General features: G+C 29.6%; 17 protein-coding genes and 1 pseudogene. 17 read left to right on the top strand and 1 reads right to left on the bottom strand.

All coding sequences use genetic code 11. The features are described 5' to 3' along the window. Window positions 1-14 precede the first annotated feature (14 nt). From CLV86_RS03335 to CLV86_RS03290, 12 genes and pseudogenes are all read left to right on the top strand, one after another. Entirely contained in the window at window positions 15-3,152 is a 3,138-nt protein-coding gene (locus tag CLV86_RS03335) for an efflux RND transporter permease subunit (protein WP_121049638.1), read from the top strand. Window positions 3,153-3,156: 4 nt separating this feature from the next. Beyond that, the gene (locus CLV86_RS03330) at window positions 3,157-4,575 is read left to right on the top strand and encodes an efflux transporter outer membrane subunit (protein WP_121050231.1); all 1,419 of its coding nucleotides are present in this window, start codon (window positions 3,157-3,159) and stop codon (window positions 4,573-4,575) included. A 76-nt stretch (window positions 4,576-4,651) separates the two neighbouring features. After that, the gene (locus tag CLV86_RS03325; RefSeq protein ID WP_076733925.1) at window positions 4,652-5,272 is read left to right on the top strand and encodes a MarC family protein; all 621 of its coding nucleotides are present in this window, start codon (window positions 4,652-4,654) and stop codon (window positions 5,270-5,272) included. 76 nt (window positions 5,273-5,348) lie between these two features. Next, window positions 5,349-5,765 (top strand): NAD(P)H-dependent oxidoreductase, encoded by a 417-nt coding sequence (locus tag CLV86_RS03320; RefSeq protein ID WP_346226613.1) that lies wholly within the window; start codon window positions 5,349-5,351, stop codon window positions 5,763-5,765. Between the two features lie 3 nt (window positions 5,766-5,768). Further along, window positions 5,769-5,945, top strand: a complete 177-nt coding sequence (locus tag CLV86_RS14435; RefSeq protein WP_346226611.1) for a hypothetical protein — start codon at window positions 5,769-5,771, stop codon at window positions 5,943-5,945. A 3-nt stretch (window positions 5,946-5,948) separates the two neighbouring features. Then, window positions 5,949-6,802: pseudogene (locus tag CLV86_RS03315) on the top strand (monovalent cation:proton antiporter-2 (CPA2) family protein); the annotation flags it as partial. A gap of 60 nt (window positions 6,803-6,862) precedes the next feature. Next, a complete protein-coding gene (locus tag CLV86_RS14335; protein ID WP_249037449.1) occupies window positions 6,863-7,204 on the top strand; it encodes a helix-turn-helix domain-containing protein in 342 nt (113 codons plus the stop codon). A 99-nt stretch (window positions 7,205-7,303) separates the two neighbouring features. Then, entirely contained in the window at window positions 7,304-7,501 is a 198-nt protein-coding gene (locus tag CLV86_RS03310) for a hypothetical protein (RefSeq protein ID WP_121049635.1), read from the top strand. Further along, window positions 7,498-8,346, top strand: a complete 849-nt coding sequence (locus tag CLV86_RS03305; RefSeq protein ID WP_121049632.1) for an NAD(P)H-binding protein — start codon at window positions 7,498-7,500, stop codon at window positions 8,344-8,346. Before CLV86_RS03310 ends, CLV86_RS03305 begins: the two co-directional genes overlap by 4 nt. 7 nt (window positions 8,347-8,353) lie before the next feature. After that, entirely contained in the window at window positions 8,354-9,502 is a 1,149-nt protein-coding gene (gene egtB / locus CLV86_RS03300) for an ergothioneine biosynthesis protein EgtB (RefSeq protein ID WP_121049629.1), read from the top strand. Further along, the gene (locus tag CLV86_RS03295; protein ID WP_121049626.1) at window positions 9,503-10,450 is read left to right on the top strand and encodes an L-histidine N(alpha)-methyltransferase; all 948 of its coding nucleotides are present in this window, start codon (window positions 9,503-9,505) and stop codon (window positions 10,448-10,450) included. 1 nt (window position 10,451) lies between these two features. Beyond that, window positions 10,452-11,117 carry an aspartate/glutamate racemase family protein gene (locus tag CLV86_RS03290; protein WP_121049622.1) on the top strand — a complete coding sequence of 222 codons (666 nt, stop codon included), beginning with the start codon at window positions 10,452-10,454 and terminating at the stop codon, window positions 11,115-11,117. Window positions 11,118-11,231: 114 nt separating this feature from the next. Here CLV86_RS03290 and CLV86_RS03285 read toward each other — a convergent pair whose 3' ends face one another. Next, a complete protein-coding gene (locus CLV86_RS03285) occupies window positions 11,232-13,610 on the bottom strand; it encodes a TonB-dependent receptor (RefSeq protein ID WP_121049619.1) in 2,379 nt (792 codons plus the stop codon). A gap of 228 nt (window positions 13,611-13,838) precedes the next feature. Between CLV86_RS03285 and CLV86_RS03280 the strand changes: the two genes are divergently transcribed. The 5 genes from CLV86_RS03280 (at window position 13,839) to CLV86_RS03260 (ending at window position 18,388) form a co-directional block, all read left to right on the top strand. Beyond that, window positions 13,839-14,402 carry a TetR/AcrR family transcriptional regulator gene (locus CLV86_RS03280; protein WP_121049615.1) on the top strand — a complete coding sequence of 188 codons (564 nt, stop codon included), beginning with the start codon at window positions 13,839-13,841 and terminating at the stop codon, window positions 14,400-14,402. Window positions 14,403-14,473: 71 nt separating this feature from the next. Next, window positions 14,474-15,022, top strand: a complete 549-nt coding sequence (locus CLV86_RS03275; RefSeq protein WP_076733914.1) for a carboxymuconolactone decarboxylase family protein — start codon at window positions 14,474-14,476, stop codon at window positions 15,020-15,022. Between the two features lie 58 nt (window positions 15,023-15,080). After that, window positions 15,081-15,725 (top strand): DsbA family oxidoreductase, encoded by a 645-nt coding sequence (locus tag CLV86_RS03270; protein ID WP_076733913.1) that lies wholly within the window; start codon window positions 15,081-15,083, stop codon window positions 15,723-15,725. A gap of 127 nt (window positions 15,726-15,852) precedes the next feature. Beyond that, window positions 15,853-16,608: a haloacid dehalogenase type II gene (locus CLV86_RS03265; protein WP_121049612.1), complete on the top strand. Its 756-nt coding sequence runs from the start codon at window positions 15,853-15,855 to the stop codon at window positions 16,606-16,608. A gap of 205 nt (window positions 16,609-16,813) precedes the next feature. Then, the gene (locus tag CLV86_RS03260) at window positions 16,814-18,388 is read left to right on the top strand and encodes a hypothetical protein (protein ID WP_121049609.1); all 1,575 of its coding nucleotides are present in this window, start codon (window positions 16,814-16,816) and stop codon (window positions 18,386-18,388) included. Window positions 18,389-18,409 lie beyond the last annotated feature (21 nt).

The raw sequence follows: 18,409 nt of genomic DNA, 5'->3' as shown, positions 1-18,409 counted from the left end.
CAAACATATATATCATGTTAAAAACATTTATTGAAAGACCAGTACTTTCAACAGTAATCTCTATTATCATAGTTATGCTAGGTGTTATTAGTATAACTACCTTGCCAATAGAGGAATATCCAGATATTGCACCGCCAACAATTAAAGTAACAGCAAGTTACACAGGTGCGAATGCAGAAACAGTTTTAGAGAGTGTAATTGTACCAATCGAAGAGCAAATTAATGGTGTAGAAGGTATGACGTATATTACCTCTACAGCATCAAACACTGGTACAGCCGAAATTACAGTATATTTTGATCAAGAAACAGATGCAGATATTGCTGCTGTAAATGTTCAAAACCGTGTAGCTAGAGCCACACCATTATTACCATCAGAGGTAACACAAACAGGAGTTGTAACGCAAAAGCAAGAAACTAGTGCGCTAATGTTTATCTCCATGTATTCTGAAAGTGAAAATTACGATGCAACCTTCATTCAAAATTATTTAAAAATTAACGTTATTCCAGCAATGCAACGTATTAGTGGTGTTGGAGATGTTAGTGTATTCTCGCAACAAGATTATGCAATGCGTATTTGGTTAAATCCAGAAAAATTAGCGTCTTATAATTTAATACCTTCAGATATTTCTGCAGCTTTAGCTGAGCAAAACTTAGAAGCAGCAGCTGGATCTTTAGGAGAAAATAATGGAGAATCATTTTCATACACACTAACATATAGTGGTCGTTTTAAAGACGAAGCACAATACAGCGATATTGTTATTAAAGCCTTAGGGAACGGAGAGTTTTTACGTTTAAAAGATGTTGCAACCATCGAGTTAGATGCACAATCTTACGCATCTAATGCCATGAGTAAAGGTCATCCAGCAGTTTTTATGGGAATTTTCCAGACTAAAGGTTCTAACGCACAAGAAATTATTGAAAACATAAAATCAACTTTAGAACAAGTTAAAGCAGATCTTCCAGAAGGTTTAGATATTTTTGTACCATACGATACAAGTTTATTTTTAAATGCCTCCATAGATAAAGTAATTAGCACTTTATTAGAAGCCTTTTTACTGGTATTTTTAGTAGTATTTATATTCTTACAAGATTTCCGTTCTACATTAATTCCTGCAATTGCAGTACCAGTATCTATTATTGGTACCTTCTTTTTCTTGAATGTTTTTGGGTATTCTATTAACTTATTAACATTGTTTGCCTTAGTACTGGCTATTGGTATTGTAGTAGATGATGCTATTGTTGTTGTAGAAGCCGTCCATGCTAAAATGGATGATGGTGAGCATAACCCTAAAAAAGCAACTATAACAGCAATGAGTGAAATCTCTGGTGCCATTATTTCTATTACATTAGTTATGGCAGCAGTATTTATTCCTGTAACTTTTGTAACAGGACCAACAGGAGTATTTTACGAGCAATTTGGTGTAACCTTAATTATAGCCATTTTAATTTCGGCAGTAAATGCCTTAACTTTAAGTCCAGCATTGTGTGCTTTATTATTAAAAGAACATAAAGAAGACGAAGAGTTAAAAGGAAAAGGACCCTTAAAACGTTTTTATACATTATTCAATCGTGGTTTTAATGCTACAGTTAATAAATATGGTAAATCACTTCAGTTTTTATACAAAAGAAAATTTGTATCGGTTTTATTATTAATTATTGCTGTTGTCGGAATTTATTGGGCTTCAACTACAACGCCAACAGGTTTTGTGCCAGATGAAGATAGAGGAATTGTGTTTGCTAATATCGAATTACCTCCAGGAGCATCATTAGATAGAACAGATGCAGTTGCAAGAAAATTATACGCTCAAATAGAAGGTATAGAAGGTATAGAGGCTGTTAACTTTATTAAAGGTAGAAGTTTAATTAGTGGAGCAGGTACAAACTTTGGTTTTGGTATTATAAAACTTGATAATTGGGAAGACCGTGAAGATCCTTCATTATCTTCTCAAGCAATCACAGGAAAATTATTTGGTGTAGCCGCAGGAATACCAGATGCTAATATTATATTCTTTTCTCCTCCAAGTATTCGAGGATTTGGTAACTCATCAGGTTTTGAGATTAACTTATTAGATAAGTTTGGAGGTGAGTTTACAGATCTAGATAAAGCTAATAAAGATTTTTCAATGGCTTTAATGAGTCATCCAGAAATTAAATATGCAACATCATCTTTTAGTACTAGCTATCCACAGTATGAAATGGAAGTTAATGTACCATTAGCTAAAGAAAAAGGCGTGTCTGTAAGTAGTATATTTTCAACTTTACAAGGCTATATTGGTGGAATTTACGCATCAGATTTTTCTAGATTTGGAAAACAATTTAGAGTGTACATTCAAGCTTTACCAGAAGATAGAGCAGATAAAGATGCTTTAAATAGCATGTATGTAAGAACGGATTCTGGCGAGATGACGCCAATTACACAGTTTGTAACCTTAGAACGTGTGTATGGACCACAATCGGTAACGCGTTTTAACTTATTTAATTCTACCATGATTTCTGGTGCTACAAACGAAGGTTTTAGTACAGGTGATGCTATTAGAGTTATTGAAGAAGAAGTTGCAAAATTACCAAGTAATTATACAGTTGCATATTCTGGTTTAACACGTGAAGAAGTAAATGCAGGAAACCAAACAACGTTTATATTTATACTAAGTATTCTGTTTGTATATTTCTTATTAAGTGCACAATACGAAAGTTATTTACTACCATTTGCAGTAATATTTTCATTGCCATTTGGTGTCTTTGGTGCCTATATAAGTACCAAGTTTTTAGGATTAGAAAATAACATATATTTTCAAATTGCCTTAATCATGCTTATTGGTCTATTGGCTAAAAATGCCATACTTATTGTCGAGTTCGCATTAGCCAGACGAAAAAATGGAGAAAGTATTGTAGATGCAGCAATCCATGGAGCCAAATTGCGTTTACGTCCAATTTTAATGACCTCGTTCGCGTTTATTTTAGGATTAATGCCATTAGCATTAGCTAAAGGTGTTGGGTCAGAAGGAAACAACTCGATTGGTACAGGAGCAGCAGGAGGAATGTTGATTGGTACTATTTTAGGAGTATTTGTTATTCCAATCTTATTTATATTATTCCAATGGTTACAAGAAAAAGTTTCAGGTAAACCAGCAGTACAAACTATTGAAGATTAAAACAATGAAATCAATAATAAAACATAGAAATTTAAGTAAAGGTGCATTAATACTAGTTGTAGCATTAACATTGCAAAGTTGTTTTGTAGCTCAAGATTATGTGAGACCAGATTTAAATACTGAAACCGAAGCACTTTACAGAACCGATAATTTGCCAACAGATAGCGTATCTATTGCAGATGTGTCTTGGAAAAAATTATTTACAGACCAGTATCTTCAACAATATATAGAAGAAGGTTTACAAAATAATATGGATGTACGTATTGCTTTGCAGCAAATTTTAGCTGCCCAAGCTTATGTAAAACAAGGTAAAGCAGGTTATTTACCATCTGTTAGTGTTGGAGCAAATGCAACACACCAAGAGCTGTCAGAAAATAGTCAATTTGGATCTCTATTTAATGGAGCAATTGATACGTACGATATTACAGCAAACTTATCTTGGGAAGCTGATGTTTGGGGAAAGATAAGAAGTAATAAAAGAGCAACACAAGCTGCATATTTACAAAGTGTAGCTGGGCATCAGGCAGTTAAAACACAATTAATTTCTAGCATTGCTAATACCTATTATAATTTATTAGCTTTAGATGCGCAATTAGAAATAACAAAACAGACTATTCAAACTAGAGAAAGTGGAGTTACAACTATTAAAGCATTAAAAGATGCAGGACAAGTTACACAAGTTGCGGTAGATCAAAATATAGCACAATACAATAGTGCAAGAGCATTACAAGTAGATATTGAAACAGCTATTTTTAAAACTGAAAATACGCTAAGTATATTATTAGGTAAAACACCGCAACACTTTGAAAGAAGTAGTTTAGATATTCAAAAAATAGAACAAGAACTTGTACTTGGAGTACCTACAACGTTGTTAAGTAATAGGCCAGATGTTATGGCTGCCGAGTATGATTTAATACAATCTTTCGAGCTAACAAATGTAGCTAAAAGTAGTCTATATCCTTCATTAAAATTAACAGCATCTGGTGGATTAGAAAGTTTAGAGTTGGATAAATTATTAAATGCTAATTCTTTATTTGCTACTTTAATTGGAGGTATAACACAACCAATTTTTAATCAGCGAGCTTTAAAAACTCAAAAAGAAGTTGCTATTGCACAGCAAGAGCAGGCATTATTAACATTTAAAAAGACCTTGTTAGTTGCAGGAGGAGAAGTATCTAATGCACTTTTTAGCTATGAGTCTGAAGTTAAGAAATTCGAGTTTAGAAAAAATGAAGTAGAAGCTTTACGTACAGCCGAAGCCAATTCTAACGAGTTACTTAAAAACGGTTACGCAAACTACTTAGACTTATTAACAGCAAGAGAAAGTGCTTTAAGTGCAGAGCTTAATGTTATAGATAGTAAACTGCAACAATTAGTTTCGGTTGTAGATTTATATGAAGCATTAGGTGGAGGATGGAGATAATAATATATTTACAAATCTACTTATAGAGTTGTATATTTATTCAAATTTTATTTCTCATGATTAATAGCTTAAGTGTATGGATAACTTAATTGCATTTTCAATTGCTGTATTTACAGCCTTTTTTGCCATAACCAATCCAATATCAAACATGACGGTTTTTTTATCGTTAACAGAAGGTGCAGATAAGAAAACAAAACATGATATAAATAGACGTTCAAACATAATTGCCTTTGTAATTGTTGCAGTTTTTGTACTATTAGGAAAATATATTTTCGAATTATTTAATATTAGTATTCCAGCTTTTAAAATTACAGGTGGTATATTAATATTTTTTATAGGGTTCGATATGCTTCAGTCTAAACGTTCCAATGTAAAGAGTCTTAAGCATGTTCATATCGATGAGAATATTGCAGTTTCGCCTTTAGCAATTCCTATCTTAGCAGGACCAGGAACCATTGTTACAGCTATGAATTTTGTGGCAAATGTAGAAACTATACATATAATTCTAGTTATTCTTATCTTTGGTTTAATGAGTTTATTAACTTATTTTACGTTTAGATTAAGCGATCTTATTGTTAAAATTGTGGGCAATAATGTTATTTCTGTAATAGGAAAAATTATGGGATTAATTATTGCAATTATTGGTACTGGTATGATTATTACAGGTATTAAAATTGCTTTTAATTTAGTAGCATAACAACCGTCAAACTTGAATAATAAAAGTTGTAATTTAATGAGTTAATATTTTTTTCATTTATAACTACTTTAATAATATGAAAAAAATATTAGTGCTTTTTGCACATCCTAAATTCGAAAAATCTAGAGTAAATCAAACTTTAATTAATCATATTCAAGACAAAGAAAATGTGACTATTCATGATTTGTATGAACAATATCCGGATTTTCATATTGATGTAAATGCAGAAAAAGAGTTATTAAATAATCACGATATAATTATTTGGCATCATCCATTTTATTGGTATAGCTGTCCGCCACTAATGAAACAGTGGATTGATATGGTTTTAGAGTTTAATTGGGCTTATGGTCCAAAAGGTAAAGCTCTGTATAAAAAAACCTGTTTAAATGTTATAACAACAGGAGGTTCTAAAGAAGTGTATTGCTCAGAAGGCTATAACAGTTTCACAATAAGACAATTTTTGAGACCGTTTGAACAAACTGCCATTTTGTGAGGTATGGATTATTTTCCACCTTTTGCAGTAATGGGAACACATAATTTAAGCGATCAAGCTTTAAATGATTATAAAAATTACTACGGAAAATTAATAGATGTTTTACAGTCTAATTTATCGCTTAAAGATATCGAAAGCAAATCATTTATAAACGATATTCCACAATTAAATAGCTTATAAACTATGACAGGAAGTATACTTTTTGAAGCAATAGTTTTTTGGCAGGAGCTATTATTTGTGTATCTATAGCTAAGCGATTAGGCTTAAGTTCTGTTATAGGATATTTACTTGCAGGTGTTTTAATAGGCCCATATATTTTAGGTTTTATTGGAGAAGAAGGTGAGGATATTTTACATTTTGCAGAATTTGGCGTAGTTGTTATGTTGTTTTTAATAGGATTAGAAATTGAGCCAAAAAACTTCTGGAATATGCGTAAAGCTATTCTTGGAATGGGAAGTATTCAAGTTGGTGGTACTATGTTGTTATCCTACATTTTGTTTACTTTATTAGGTTTCGATTGGAAGGTGTCCCTAGTAATATCAATGGCTGTTGCATTGTCATCTACCGCAATTGCTTTGCAAACGATAAAGGAAAAAGGAATGATGGAAACAACCTTTGGGTCATCATCGTTTTCCATTTTATTGTTTCAAGATATCATTGTAATTTTTATGCTTGGTTTTATTCCTTTATTAGCTAATACAGAGAATGGTGATTCTTCAAAAATTCATTCTGAACAAACCAGTTTATTAGAAAGTTTGCCTATGGGTTTTCAAACCTTAGCCATAATACTATCTGTAGTTTTAATTATTATAGCAGGTCGTTATTTAATAGTGCCCATGTTAAGAAAAGTGGCAAAAACTGGAGTTAGAGAGTTACTTATTGCAGCAGCACTGTTAATTGTTTTGGGTATTTCATTTTTAATGGAATTTGTTGGTATAAGTCCAGCATTAGGTGCGTTTTTAGGAGGTGTTGTGTTGTCTAATAGTGAATTTAAACATGAACTTGAAAGTACATTAGAACCTTTTAAAAATAATCTATACGAATCATTACATGCTATTATATTTTCTAAGTTAGAGCATTTAAAGCAAAACGAAACATTGCACTTAAGGTATGAAAGAAAAGTTGTAATTTTTTTAAATTTCAAATCATTATTAGAAGCTAATTTTAGTACAAATAGAAATGCCGATTTTTATGCCAAAAAATTAAATATTACATATAAGCATCTTAATGAAATTTGTAAAGAAATATTAAATGTTACTGCAAAGCAATTTATAGATGCTTTTGTTATACTTGAAGCCAAAAGGTTACTAATTAATTCTGAAATTAAAAGCACAGAATTAGCTTATAAACTCGGTTTTCAAGAACCTACAAATTTTGTAAAATACTTTAAGAAGCATACTAAATTTACCCCAAATAGCTTTAAAAAAGAATATATTTAGAGTTTAAGGTTCGATATTTACCATTTTTATTATCATATTCATCTTTAAATAATTTACTTACTAATTTAATTTTGTTGTTATAATTTAAAACTTAACAACATGTCAGATGTAAGAACATGCCCAACTTGTGGAGCAAAAGCGAAATACAAAATAAAAGATGAAAAAGAAACATTTACCGCTATTCAAGATGAAGAAGCTTTTAAAAAAGTGGGTCAAATGAAAAAAGCTATGGAGAAATTTAAAATCAAAGCTGAAAATTTAGAGAAAGAGTTACAAGAATTAAAATCAAAAAAATGAAAATAGCAATTACATCGGTAACTGGGCAGTTAGGATCTGCAATAGCCACACAATTAATAAAAGAAATAGGTAAAGAGAATGTTATTGGTATTGCCAGAACTCCAGAAAAAGCAAAACACTTTGGAATAGAAATTAGAAAAGGAGACTATAATAGTCGAGAGCAGTTTAATAATGCTTTAGTTGGAGTAGACACAGTATTGTTAGTTTCTGGGATGGATGCGCCAGAAAAACGAATAGAACAACATAGAAATGTTATAGAAGCGGCTAAATTAAATGGAGTAAAAAAGATTGTTTATACAAGTATAGTAGGTGCAGAGCAAGGTAATGCATTTAGTCCTATCGTGCAGAGTAATAGGCAAACCGAAAAAGATATTCAAGAATCGGGACTTAATTGGGCTATTGGTAGAAATGGAATTTATATTGAACCAGATATTGAGTATATTGAAAACTATATTAAAGAAGGAGAAATAAGAAATTGTGCGCAAAACGGAAAATGTAGTTACACAAGTAGAAAAGAATTAAGTTATGCTTATGTTAATATGCTTTTAAATGATAAACTCAATGATGAAATTTATAACTTGGTAGGCGAAGCAATTACACAAACAGAACTTGCTAATTATATTAATAAGGTTTATGGAACAAATCTTATATTTAACTCAATCTCTGTAGAGGCATATACAAAAGAGAGAAAAACGGAATTAGGCGATTTTATGGGAACAATTATTGCTGGTATTTACGAAGGTATTTTAAACGGCATATATAATTTAAAATCCGATTTTAATATAGTAACAGGAAGGCAACACAAATTAGCTTTAGAAATAATAAAGGAAATAAAACATAATTAATAACAGCATGAGTAGTATCGAGTATTTTACTAAAGTTAGAGAACAAACAATCTCCTTTTGTAAACATTTAAGTATAGAAGATTACTCTATACAGGTGGCTACATTTGCTAGTCCTGCAAAATGGCATTTAGCTCATACTACTTGGTTTTTTGAGACTTTTATATTAAAAAATTATGTACAAGATTATGCGGAATTCGATGCTAATTTTAATTTTTTATTTAATAGTTATTATAACAATGTAGGTAGCAGAATATTACAAGCTAATAGAGGTAATATGTCGCGTCCTGGTATAGATGAAGTATATAAATATAGAGCACATGTAGATGCTAAGATGCAAGATTTTTTAACAAACCTTAACGATGAAAAAATTCTAGATTTAGTAACATTAGGTTTAAATCATGAGCAACAGCATCAAGAATTATTAATTACAGATGTAAAATACATGTTTGGTCACAATCCTATTTTTCCTGTTTATAACAAAGATTTTAATTTAATAAAAGATGTTAATTTAAATAAAAACAGTATTAAAATTAATTCAGGATTGTACAAAATTGGATATCAAGGAAATGATTTTTGTTACGATAATGAATTGGGTGTTCATCAAGTATTTGTAGATGATTTTGAAATAAATAATTATTTAGTTACAAATGACGATTATATAGAGTTTATAGAATCTGGAGCGTATTCAGATTTTAATTTGTGGTTAGACGATGGTTGGTCTTGGGTGAATAAAAATAAAATTAACGCACCAATGTATTGGCATAAAATAGATAATGAGTGGCATAATTATACTTTAGCAGGATTGCAAAAAGTAGATAAAAAGGCCATATTATGCCATATAAATTATTACGAAGCTCATGCATTTGCAGAGTGGAAAGGCATGAGGTTGCCAACAGAGTTTGAATGGGAAATTGCGGCGCAACAGCTTAATTGGGGAAAACGTTGGGAGTGGACAAATAGTGCGTATTTGGCATATCCAAATTTTAAAAAGGAAAATGGAGCTGTAGGAGAGTATAATGGAAAATTTATGAGTAATAGAATGGTGCTTCGTGGAGCATCTGTTGCCACCTCTAAAAACCATAGCAGACATACATATCGTAATTTTTTTAACCCAACAGAAAGATGGCAGTTTACTGGAATTAGATTAGTAAAATAGATGATAGATATATTTAAAAAAGAAATAAAACAAGGGTTAGAAAGTAATCCAAAAACACTGCCTTCAAAATATTTTTACAATAAAAAAGGAGACGCATTATTTGTAGAAATAATGAATTTACCAGAATATTATTTAACACGTAGTGAATTAGATATTTTTCAGAATAAAACTCAAGAATTAATAAGTGCTTTGCAATTAAATGTTGATACTCATTTCGAACTAATAGAATTGGGAGCTGGCGATGGTTTAAAAACAAAAAAGCTATTAAGTACTTTAAATAAACAAAACTATAAGTTTGATTATTTGCCAATAGATATTTCAATAAATGCTTTAAATCTTTTAAAAAAGGATCTTTTAGAAACCTTGCCAGACGTATCTGTAAAAACACAACAAGGAGACTATTTTGAAATACTAGCTTCTTTAAAACAAAGTAACAAGCCTAAAGTAATTTTGTTTTTAGGTTCTAATATTGGTAACATGAATGATGAAAAAGCAGAACAATTTATATATAATTTGGGTGTTAATTTAAAACCTGGAGATAAATTGTTGCTTGGTGTAGATTTAATAAAATCTAAGGATATTGTTTTGCCAGCGTATAACGACGAAAAAGGAATTACTGCACAATTTAATCTTAATTTATTAGAAAGAATAAATCAAGAATTAGATGGAGATTTTAATTTGAATAAATTTAAACACCAACCAGAATACAACGAAGCTCAAGGAATAGCAAAAAGTTTTATTGTTAGTACAGCAAACCAAACTGTAAATATTAAAGCCATTGGAGCGTCTTATAATTTTGAAGCTGGTGAAAAAATTCACACTGAAATTTCTAGAAAATATAATGATGCATTAATTAAAAATATTATATCTAATACAGATTTTACTTTAGATACTAAAATACTAGACAGTAAAAAATACTTTGCAGATTATATATTAACAAGAAACTAAAATGCATAAAACAAATCTTGCTATTTTAGGTTTAGGAAGCCGCTCTACCATATTTTATTTAAACGAATTAAATATTTTATATAATAAAATTAAAGGAGGTTATAGTACTTGTCCGTTTATATTATTAAATACAAATTTTAATACTATTAACTCTTTGTTGCCTAACCCATCTAGTCAATTAGATAAGGTTTTAAGCGCTTATGTAAACAAAATTGAAGCTTTAGATATAACGCATCTTTTAATTCCAAATATTACACTTCACGAAACTATAGATAGAATAAAAACAAAAAAAAATATTCTTCATCCTATTGCTTTAACTATAAAAAAAATTAAACAAAACAATTGGAATACAGTTGTTCTATTTGGTTCTTTTTTTAGTATGAATTCTACATATATTAAAAATGCATTTAATGCAAATGGTATAAAAGTGGTTTTGCCTTCTCAAGAAGATATGTTGTTTATTGATGAGGTGAGAAAGAGAATTTATTCTGAAACAGAATCTATGCAATTAATTGAAAAATATCATTCTTTATTACATAAATACTCAGTAATACATCCTGTTATTTTGTGCTGTACAGAGTTATCTATTTTAAAGCCAAAAAATAATGAGCTTATACTAGATATGGCAGAAGTGCAATTGCAAGAAGCTGTACAATTTGTTGTGTAAAAATTAAATTTTTACATAGAAATCTTCTAAAATTATTTTAGCATATATTATAAAAAAACAAAGCACAACCTTTTAAGATTGTGCTTTGTAAGATTAGACTAATTTTAAAATATTTTAAAACCTGTAGGTTAATACTCCGGCAAAGTTTCTTGGATCTGTTTGGTTAATATAGCTTGTTCTGTAAGCGTTGTAACCAATATTATCGAATACATTATTAACTAACACTCTAAAATTAAAGTGCTTATTAAAATTATAAGCCGCTTGAGCATTAACTTGTGTATAAGCATCTACATTAAATGGTTCTTGGTTTGGTACAATACCTTCGTGTGTAACTGCTCCCGCACTCCAATTGTTAATTGGTCTTTCTCCTGTATAATAAATACCTGCTCCAAACGATAAACCTTCTAATTTTTGTATAAAGCTATAATTAGCATAAGCATTAAAAGTATGTTTTGGAGTGTTTAATGGAGCAGAACCATAAACATAAGATGTGTGCTCTTTATACTGTGCATCTATGTATGAGTAACCAGTAATAACTTCTAGGTTTTCTAAAACACGACCACTAAGTTCTACTTCAACACCTTTACGTTCATCGTTTCCACCTTTAGCATAATATCCTGTTTCTATCCAGTTTTCGTCGTAAACAGGTAGGTTAATATCTTTGTTATTAATTTTAAAATAGGTAAAATTAAAACGTAATCTGTTATTTAACCAGTTGGTTTTAATACCAGTTTCAAACTGGTCGTAACGCTCGTTACCTAATTCTTCTCCATTTACATCTAAACGTGTTCCTGTTCTTGGGTAAGAACTATTGGTATAAGAAGCAAATACATTTATGTTTTTAAAAGGCGAAACTATAATTCCTCCTAATGGGTTAAAAGCATCACTCTCGGTAGTTTCTGTTTCTGTAATTGTTCTTGTTTTACTATAACGTAAACCTATAAAAGCTTTTAAATATTTATTAAAAGTAACAACATCTTGTGCTACAAAACCTAAAGCTTTAGATTTTGCTCCTGCTGTAGTTAGCGCAGAAAACTCAATATCGGTTGGTAATATTTTACTGTTGCTAGTAAATACATCTATAGTATCTATTGTTGCTACACGTTGTGATGTTGTACCGTAATCGCTTGTACGATAATCAAAACCAACTTGAAAAGTATGTGCTATGCTTCCGGTTTTTAAATCGTCTCCAATTAAATCAAACTGTATTACGCTATTATTATCTTCTCTTGTAGATGTAGAGTAACCTCTAGATCTTTGGTTGTACATTGCATTCCCTAATTCATCACTAACTACGCCTCCTAAACTTGCGCCTTTATCATCTAACTCTAAATTAGACTTGTAAAAAGCTCCTTTTAAACTTAACTTATCACTTAAAGTTCTATCTATTCTTAAAGAGTATGTTGTGTTTGTTGTTAAAGATTTATCATCTTCATAACCTAAAAATTGATCGTATGGTAAATCGTAAATTAAATTTTGATCATTTTCACCAAGATTTACTGTACCTACATCTGGAGTTCTACTATCTTCAAAATAATCTAATTCAAAAGTAAGTGTGGTTTTATCATCGGCTTTCCACTCAAAAGAAGGATTAATATAAAAACGGTCAGAATCAATACCACTTCTATAACTATCTGCACGTTCTAAAGCTCCGTTTATTCTAAAGGCTGTATTTTCGGTTTCTGTTAATGGCCCATACACATCAAATGTTGTTCTTGCTTGCCCGTAACTACCACCGCGTAAAGATACATTTCCACCAAAAACGTATTTAGGTGTTTTTGTTACAAGGTTTATAATTCCTCCTGGGCTTCCTAAATCTGTAGCAACACCTTGTGTTATAGATGCTGCACCTTTTAGTACTTGAATGTTATCTACACCTTGCATATCTGTTAAAACACCAACTCCTCTAAAATCTGAATGTACTCGTACACCATTTTTTAATATTGGAATTCCTCTAAATCCACGAGAAGACATACTTTCTCTTTTGTTACCATAGGTAGCAAAAGTATAAACACCAGGAACGTTTTTTGTTGCGTCCGAGATAGTTAAATTACCTTGTTGTTCAATTAATTTATCTGAAATTATAGAAATACTTTGAATTTGTTCGTAAGGTGCCAAAGGTAACCTTGTTAAAGCTTCAATTTTATCTGGATGCTCAAAGCGGTGTCCAAACACTTCTACTTCTTGTAAATCGCCATCATTTTGTAATTTGAAAGATAAAGTTACACTTTCGTTACTATTTAATTGTACTGTATTGGTTTGTGTTTTGTAGCCAACAGAAGATACTTTTACAATGTAAGAACCTTCGGCTAAATTAATGAATTCAAAATATCCATTTTCATCTGCCGAAACACCTTTACTAGTGCCTTCTAATATAACAGATGCAAAAGGAATATTATCGTTTAAATTGTTTGTTACTGTTCCACTTATTTTAGATTGTGAAAACGAAAATTGTATAGCAAATAATACTATAAAGCTTATGTTTTTTAACATGATACTATTTAGATTGGTTTTAAATAAAGCGCAAATATAATATCCAAAAGTAAGTTTGCAAAGTTTATTTAGACTAAATACAAATAAATTTTATACTAAATTGATTATTAATTATTTAAAACGTATTATTTTTTTTTAATTAAAATTGTGTTAAATCGTTTTAGTATTTCTAACTAATCGTTTAGTTTTGTGCTGTAATTAATTATTTAGTTTTTGTAGAGAAACAAAATGGCTAGAAAAAAACAGTATAACGAAGTAGAAGTACTAGAAAAGGCAATGAATCTTTTCTGGAAAAACGGTTATAAAACCACTTCTATGCAAATGCTCGAACAAGAAATGGGAATAAATAAATTTTCAATTTATTCTAGTTTTGGTAATAAGCACAGTTTATTTCTTGAAAGTTTAAAGCAATATAAATCTAGAGTAAATACAGTTTTAAAAAAATTTAAGAATGGTACTAATGGTATCGATGATATAAAAACTTTTTTTTACGATTCTGTTAGATCTAATTTTAAAAAAGAAAATGAAAAAGGCTGTTTTTTAACTAATACTTATAATGAGTTTTGCGAAACAGAAGATGAATTAGTTAAAGAACAAATGGATACTTTTATGAATAGTTTAAAAGAAATTATTATTGAAAAGTTACAAATGGATTCTAATAAAAGCAAAGAAACTGTATTAAAACAAGCTAATTATTTACTGTTAGCAAAACATGGTTTAGCTGCTGCTGCCAGAGTAAATACTAACGAAGAGATTGAAGATTATATAGAAATGACATTTAAAAATTTATAAAGCATTTTTTTTACCCAATAACTAAACAATCGTTTAGAAATAAAATAATATTAACTTTAACAAAACAAATTATGACAACTTTAAAAATTCACAACATTGAAACTGCTCCAGAAGAAAGCAAAGCATTATTAGAAAATTCTCAAAAAGCTTACGGAATGATACCTGGTTTACATGGTGTTTTAGCATCGTCTCCACAAATTTTACAGGCATACCAAACATTACACGAGTTGTTTACACAGTCTTCTTTTAATAACGACGAGTTAACAGTTGTATGGCAAACAATTAACGTAGAGCATTCTTGCCATTATTGTGTACCAGCTCATACCGGAATTGCAAAAATGATGAAGGTTGATGATGAGATTACAGACGCTTTACGTAATGAAACAAAGTTAGAAGACGAAAAATTAGAAGCTTTAAGAACAATGACACTATCTATTGTTAGAAATAGAGGTAATGTTTCACAATCAGATTTAGACGCATTTTATAATGCAGGTTACCAAGAAAAACACGTTTTAGACATTATTTTAGGATTATCACAAAAAACAATAAGTAACTATACAAATCATATTGCAAATACACCAGTAGACGAAGCTTTCAAAAAATTTGCTTGGTCTAAATAATTTAAAAATTATACCAAACAACTGTATTTATAATAACGTAAATTAAAATTTTTAGAATATGAAAGAGAAATTAAAAATAGATATTGTTTCAGATGTGGTTTGTCCGTGGTGTACCATTGGATACAAACGTTTGGAAAAAGCTATTGCAGAACTAGATTTGCAAGATAAAGTGGATATAGAGTGGCAACCATTTGAGTTAAATCCAAATATGCCTGCTGAAGGTCAAAACGTTATAGAACATATCGCTGAAAAATATGGAGCGACTTTGGAACAGCAAAAAGAATCTCAACAACGCATGGTAGAAGCTGGTAATGAGCTCGGATTTACTTTTGATTATTATGATGATATGAAAATGTCTAACACTTTTAATGCACACATATTATTAGAATATGCTAAAGATTTTAATAAACAAACCGAATTAAAAATGCAGTTAACTAAAGCTTTTTTTAGCGATCGTAAAGATGTCTCTAAAATAGATGTTTTAAGACAAGCACTTTTAGAAGTAGGATTAAATGCAGATGAAGCTTTAGCAAAATTGAAAAATGAAGAAGCACAATTAGAAGTTAGAAAAAAGCAAGATTATTGGAAAAATATGGGAGTTAATTCTGTGCCAACCATTGTTTTTAATCGTAAAAGTGCAGTAACAGGAGCGCAACCTGTAGATACTTTTAAGCAAGTATTATTAGAGCTAACGGATAAGTAAGTGTATAAATAAATTGGTGTTATTAGTACATCTATCAAAATTTTAATTAACAATTACAATTTTATAAAATTACAAACTGAAATTAAGGAAAAAAGATAGAAGAAATTTTATTAAAAACCTTGGTATTATGGGAACAACAGGAATGTTAACACCAAATTTAGTATTAGGACAGACACAAGAAAATAACAATATTATGGAAAACAAAACGAGACCGAAAGTATTATTTTTTGATGTTAACGAAACGCTTTTAGATCTTACTCAAATGAAAACTAAGGTAGGAGAAGCCTTAAATGGTAGAGAAGATTTATTATCGCTTTGGTTTACTACAATGTTGCAATATTCTTTAGTAACTACAGCAAGTGGGCAGTATGAGCATTTTGGATATGTTGGAGCAGCAGCATTGCAAATGATTGCTGCAAATAATGGAATTTCAATTTCAGAAGAAGAAGCTAGAAATAATATTGTAAATTCTTTAAGAGGCTTACCAGCTCATCCAGAAGTTAAAGAAGCATTATCTCAATTAAAAAAGGATGGTTATAAATTAGTATCGTTTACAAACTCTTCTAACGAAGGTGTTAAAAAGCAATTTGAAAGTGCAGGCTTAACAGAGTATTTTGAAGAGCGATTAAGCGTAGAAGATATTGGTAAGTTTAAACCATTTACAGACACTTATACTTGGGCAGCTAGAAAAATGGGTGTAAAGCCAGAAGAGTGTATGCTTATTGCAGCACATGGTTGGGATGTTGCAGGTGCAGTATGGGCTGGATGGAGAGCAGCATTTATTAGCAGACCAGGTCAACAATTATTTCCGCTTGCTCCAAGAACAGAGATTGTAGAGTCAGATTTAAAGAAAGTAGCACAATTACTTGTAAAATATAAGTAAGCGTTAAAATAAAAAAATCTTAATTAAAGATTTCTTATTTAATATTTAGAGCTTGAATTGGTTTAAAATTTTAAACCAATTCAAGCTTATTTTTTTATGTTTTTTGTTCAGTTATCCAAATCGGTTATTAATTAACGTTATATAGGCAGAGTTTTTATAAGCATATTTATAAATTTGTTATAAACGTCCTTATACAATTTAATTTATGGTTAGATGGTTACGCATATTTTTAATTAGTTTACTTGCAATAACAATGTTATTTTTTGCTTTAGTTTTAAGTACAAATTATCTAATAAAACAAAAAATAGAAAACTTTTTAGACTATAGGTTACCTTCCTATATTACACATACAAATAGTAGTATTATACTAAATTCTTTTGAAGGAACAATTACAATAAATAATCCTGTAGTAAATATTAAAAATCAAGAAGATAACACTTTACATACTAAAATAGATTTAGATAAAATTATAATTGAAGATGTTAGTTATTGGGATTATATTTTTAAAAATGAAATTCATATTGAAGATATTAAATTATTAAAACCTAATATTTTATATTATAAAGATGTGTTTAATAAAGCGAAAGAAAGGGATACAACGTCAAGTATTATAAAAATTTTTAAGCCTTTTATTATCGACGAATTAAGTATAGATAATACTACGCTTCATATTTATAATCAAAGTAAAGATTCTCTTTTATTGTATGTTGAAGAAGGAATGGTAGAGATTGATGATATTGTAATTAATGCAGAAACTATAACAAAAAAAATACCAGCTACCTTTAAGAATTATGAGTTTAAAGCAGATTCAATTTTTTTAAAAGCTAATAATTTTGAGAACTTAACAACATCAAAAATTAAACTAAAAAATAAGGATGCAATAATTAAAAATATAAAGTTTCAAACCAAATATAGCCGTAAAACCTTATCGAATATTATTAAGAAAGAACGTGATCACTTTAACTTAAATATAGATAGTTTAAATCTTACACAAGTTGATTTCGGATTTAAAAACCGAAAACTATTTGTAAAAACAAGAGCTATAAATATAAACGAGCCTAATTTAAACATCTTTAGAGATAAATTAGTTGCAGATGATTTGAGTATAAAAAAACTATATAGTCATTCTCTTAGAGATATTCCTTTTAATTTAACCATAGATTCCATAAAAATAAATAAAGGTAAAATTGATTATACAGAGAAGGTAAAAGTCGAAAATAATGGCGGTCAAATAGAATTTAAAAATTTTAATGCAATAATAACAAATGTTAGTAACACATATAATTCTCCAGCTAAAACAACTTTAGATATTACTGGATATTTTATGGATGTTACACCATTTAAAGCAAATTGGACTTTTGATGTTAATAATAAAAATGATGATTTTGTATTTAAAATGGATATGGATGCTTTAGAATTTCCTAGAATAAATGAGTTTACAGAACCCAATTTAAAAGTAAGATTTAAAGGGAAAACTAATAAAATGTATTTTACTATAGATGGAAATAAAACAAAATCTACTGTAGATATGAAGGTAAATTATCAAGATTTAGAAATTAATATTTTAAATAAAAACGGGAACCAAAAAAAGTGGTTGCTATCTAAAATTGCAAACTTATTTGTATCTAAAGATAGTAAGGATAAAGACAATGATTTTAGAGAAGCTATTACAGATGTAGAAAGAGACCAAACAAAATCCGTTTTTAATTTTATTTGGCTCAATACAAAACAAGGTCTTTTAAAAAGCATGACTGGAGATGGAGAAAAACAAGAAAAATAGATTAACGCTGTTCTCTTTTCT

The organism is Lacinutrix venerupis (assembly GCF_003663945.1).
In the GTDB taxonomy this organism is placed as follows: domain Bacteria; phylum Bacteroidota; class Bacteroidia; order Flavobacteriales; family Flavobacteriaceae; genus Lacinutrix; species Lacinutrix venerupis.
The sequence above is the reverse complement of the archived record's forward strand: the minus strand, read 5'-3'. Positions and strand labels throughout refer to the sequence as shown.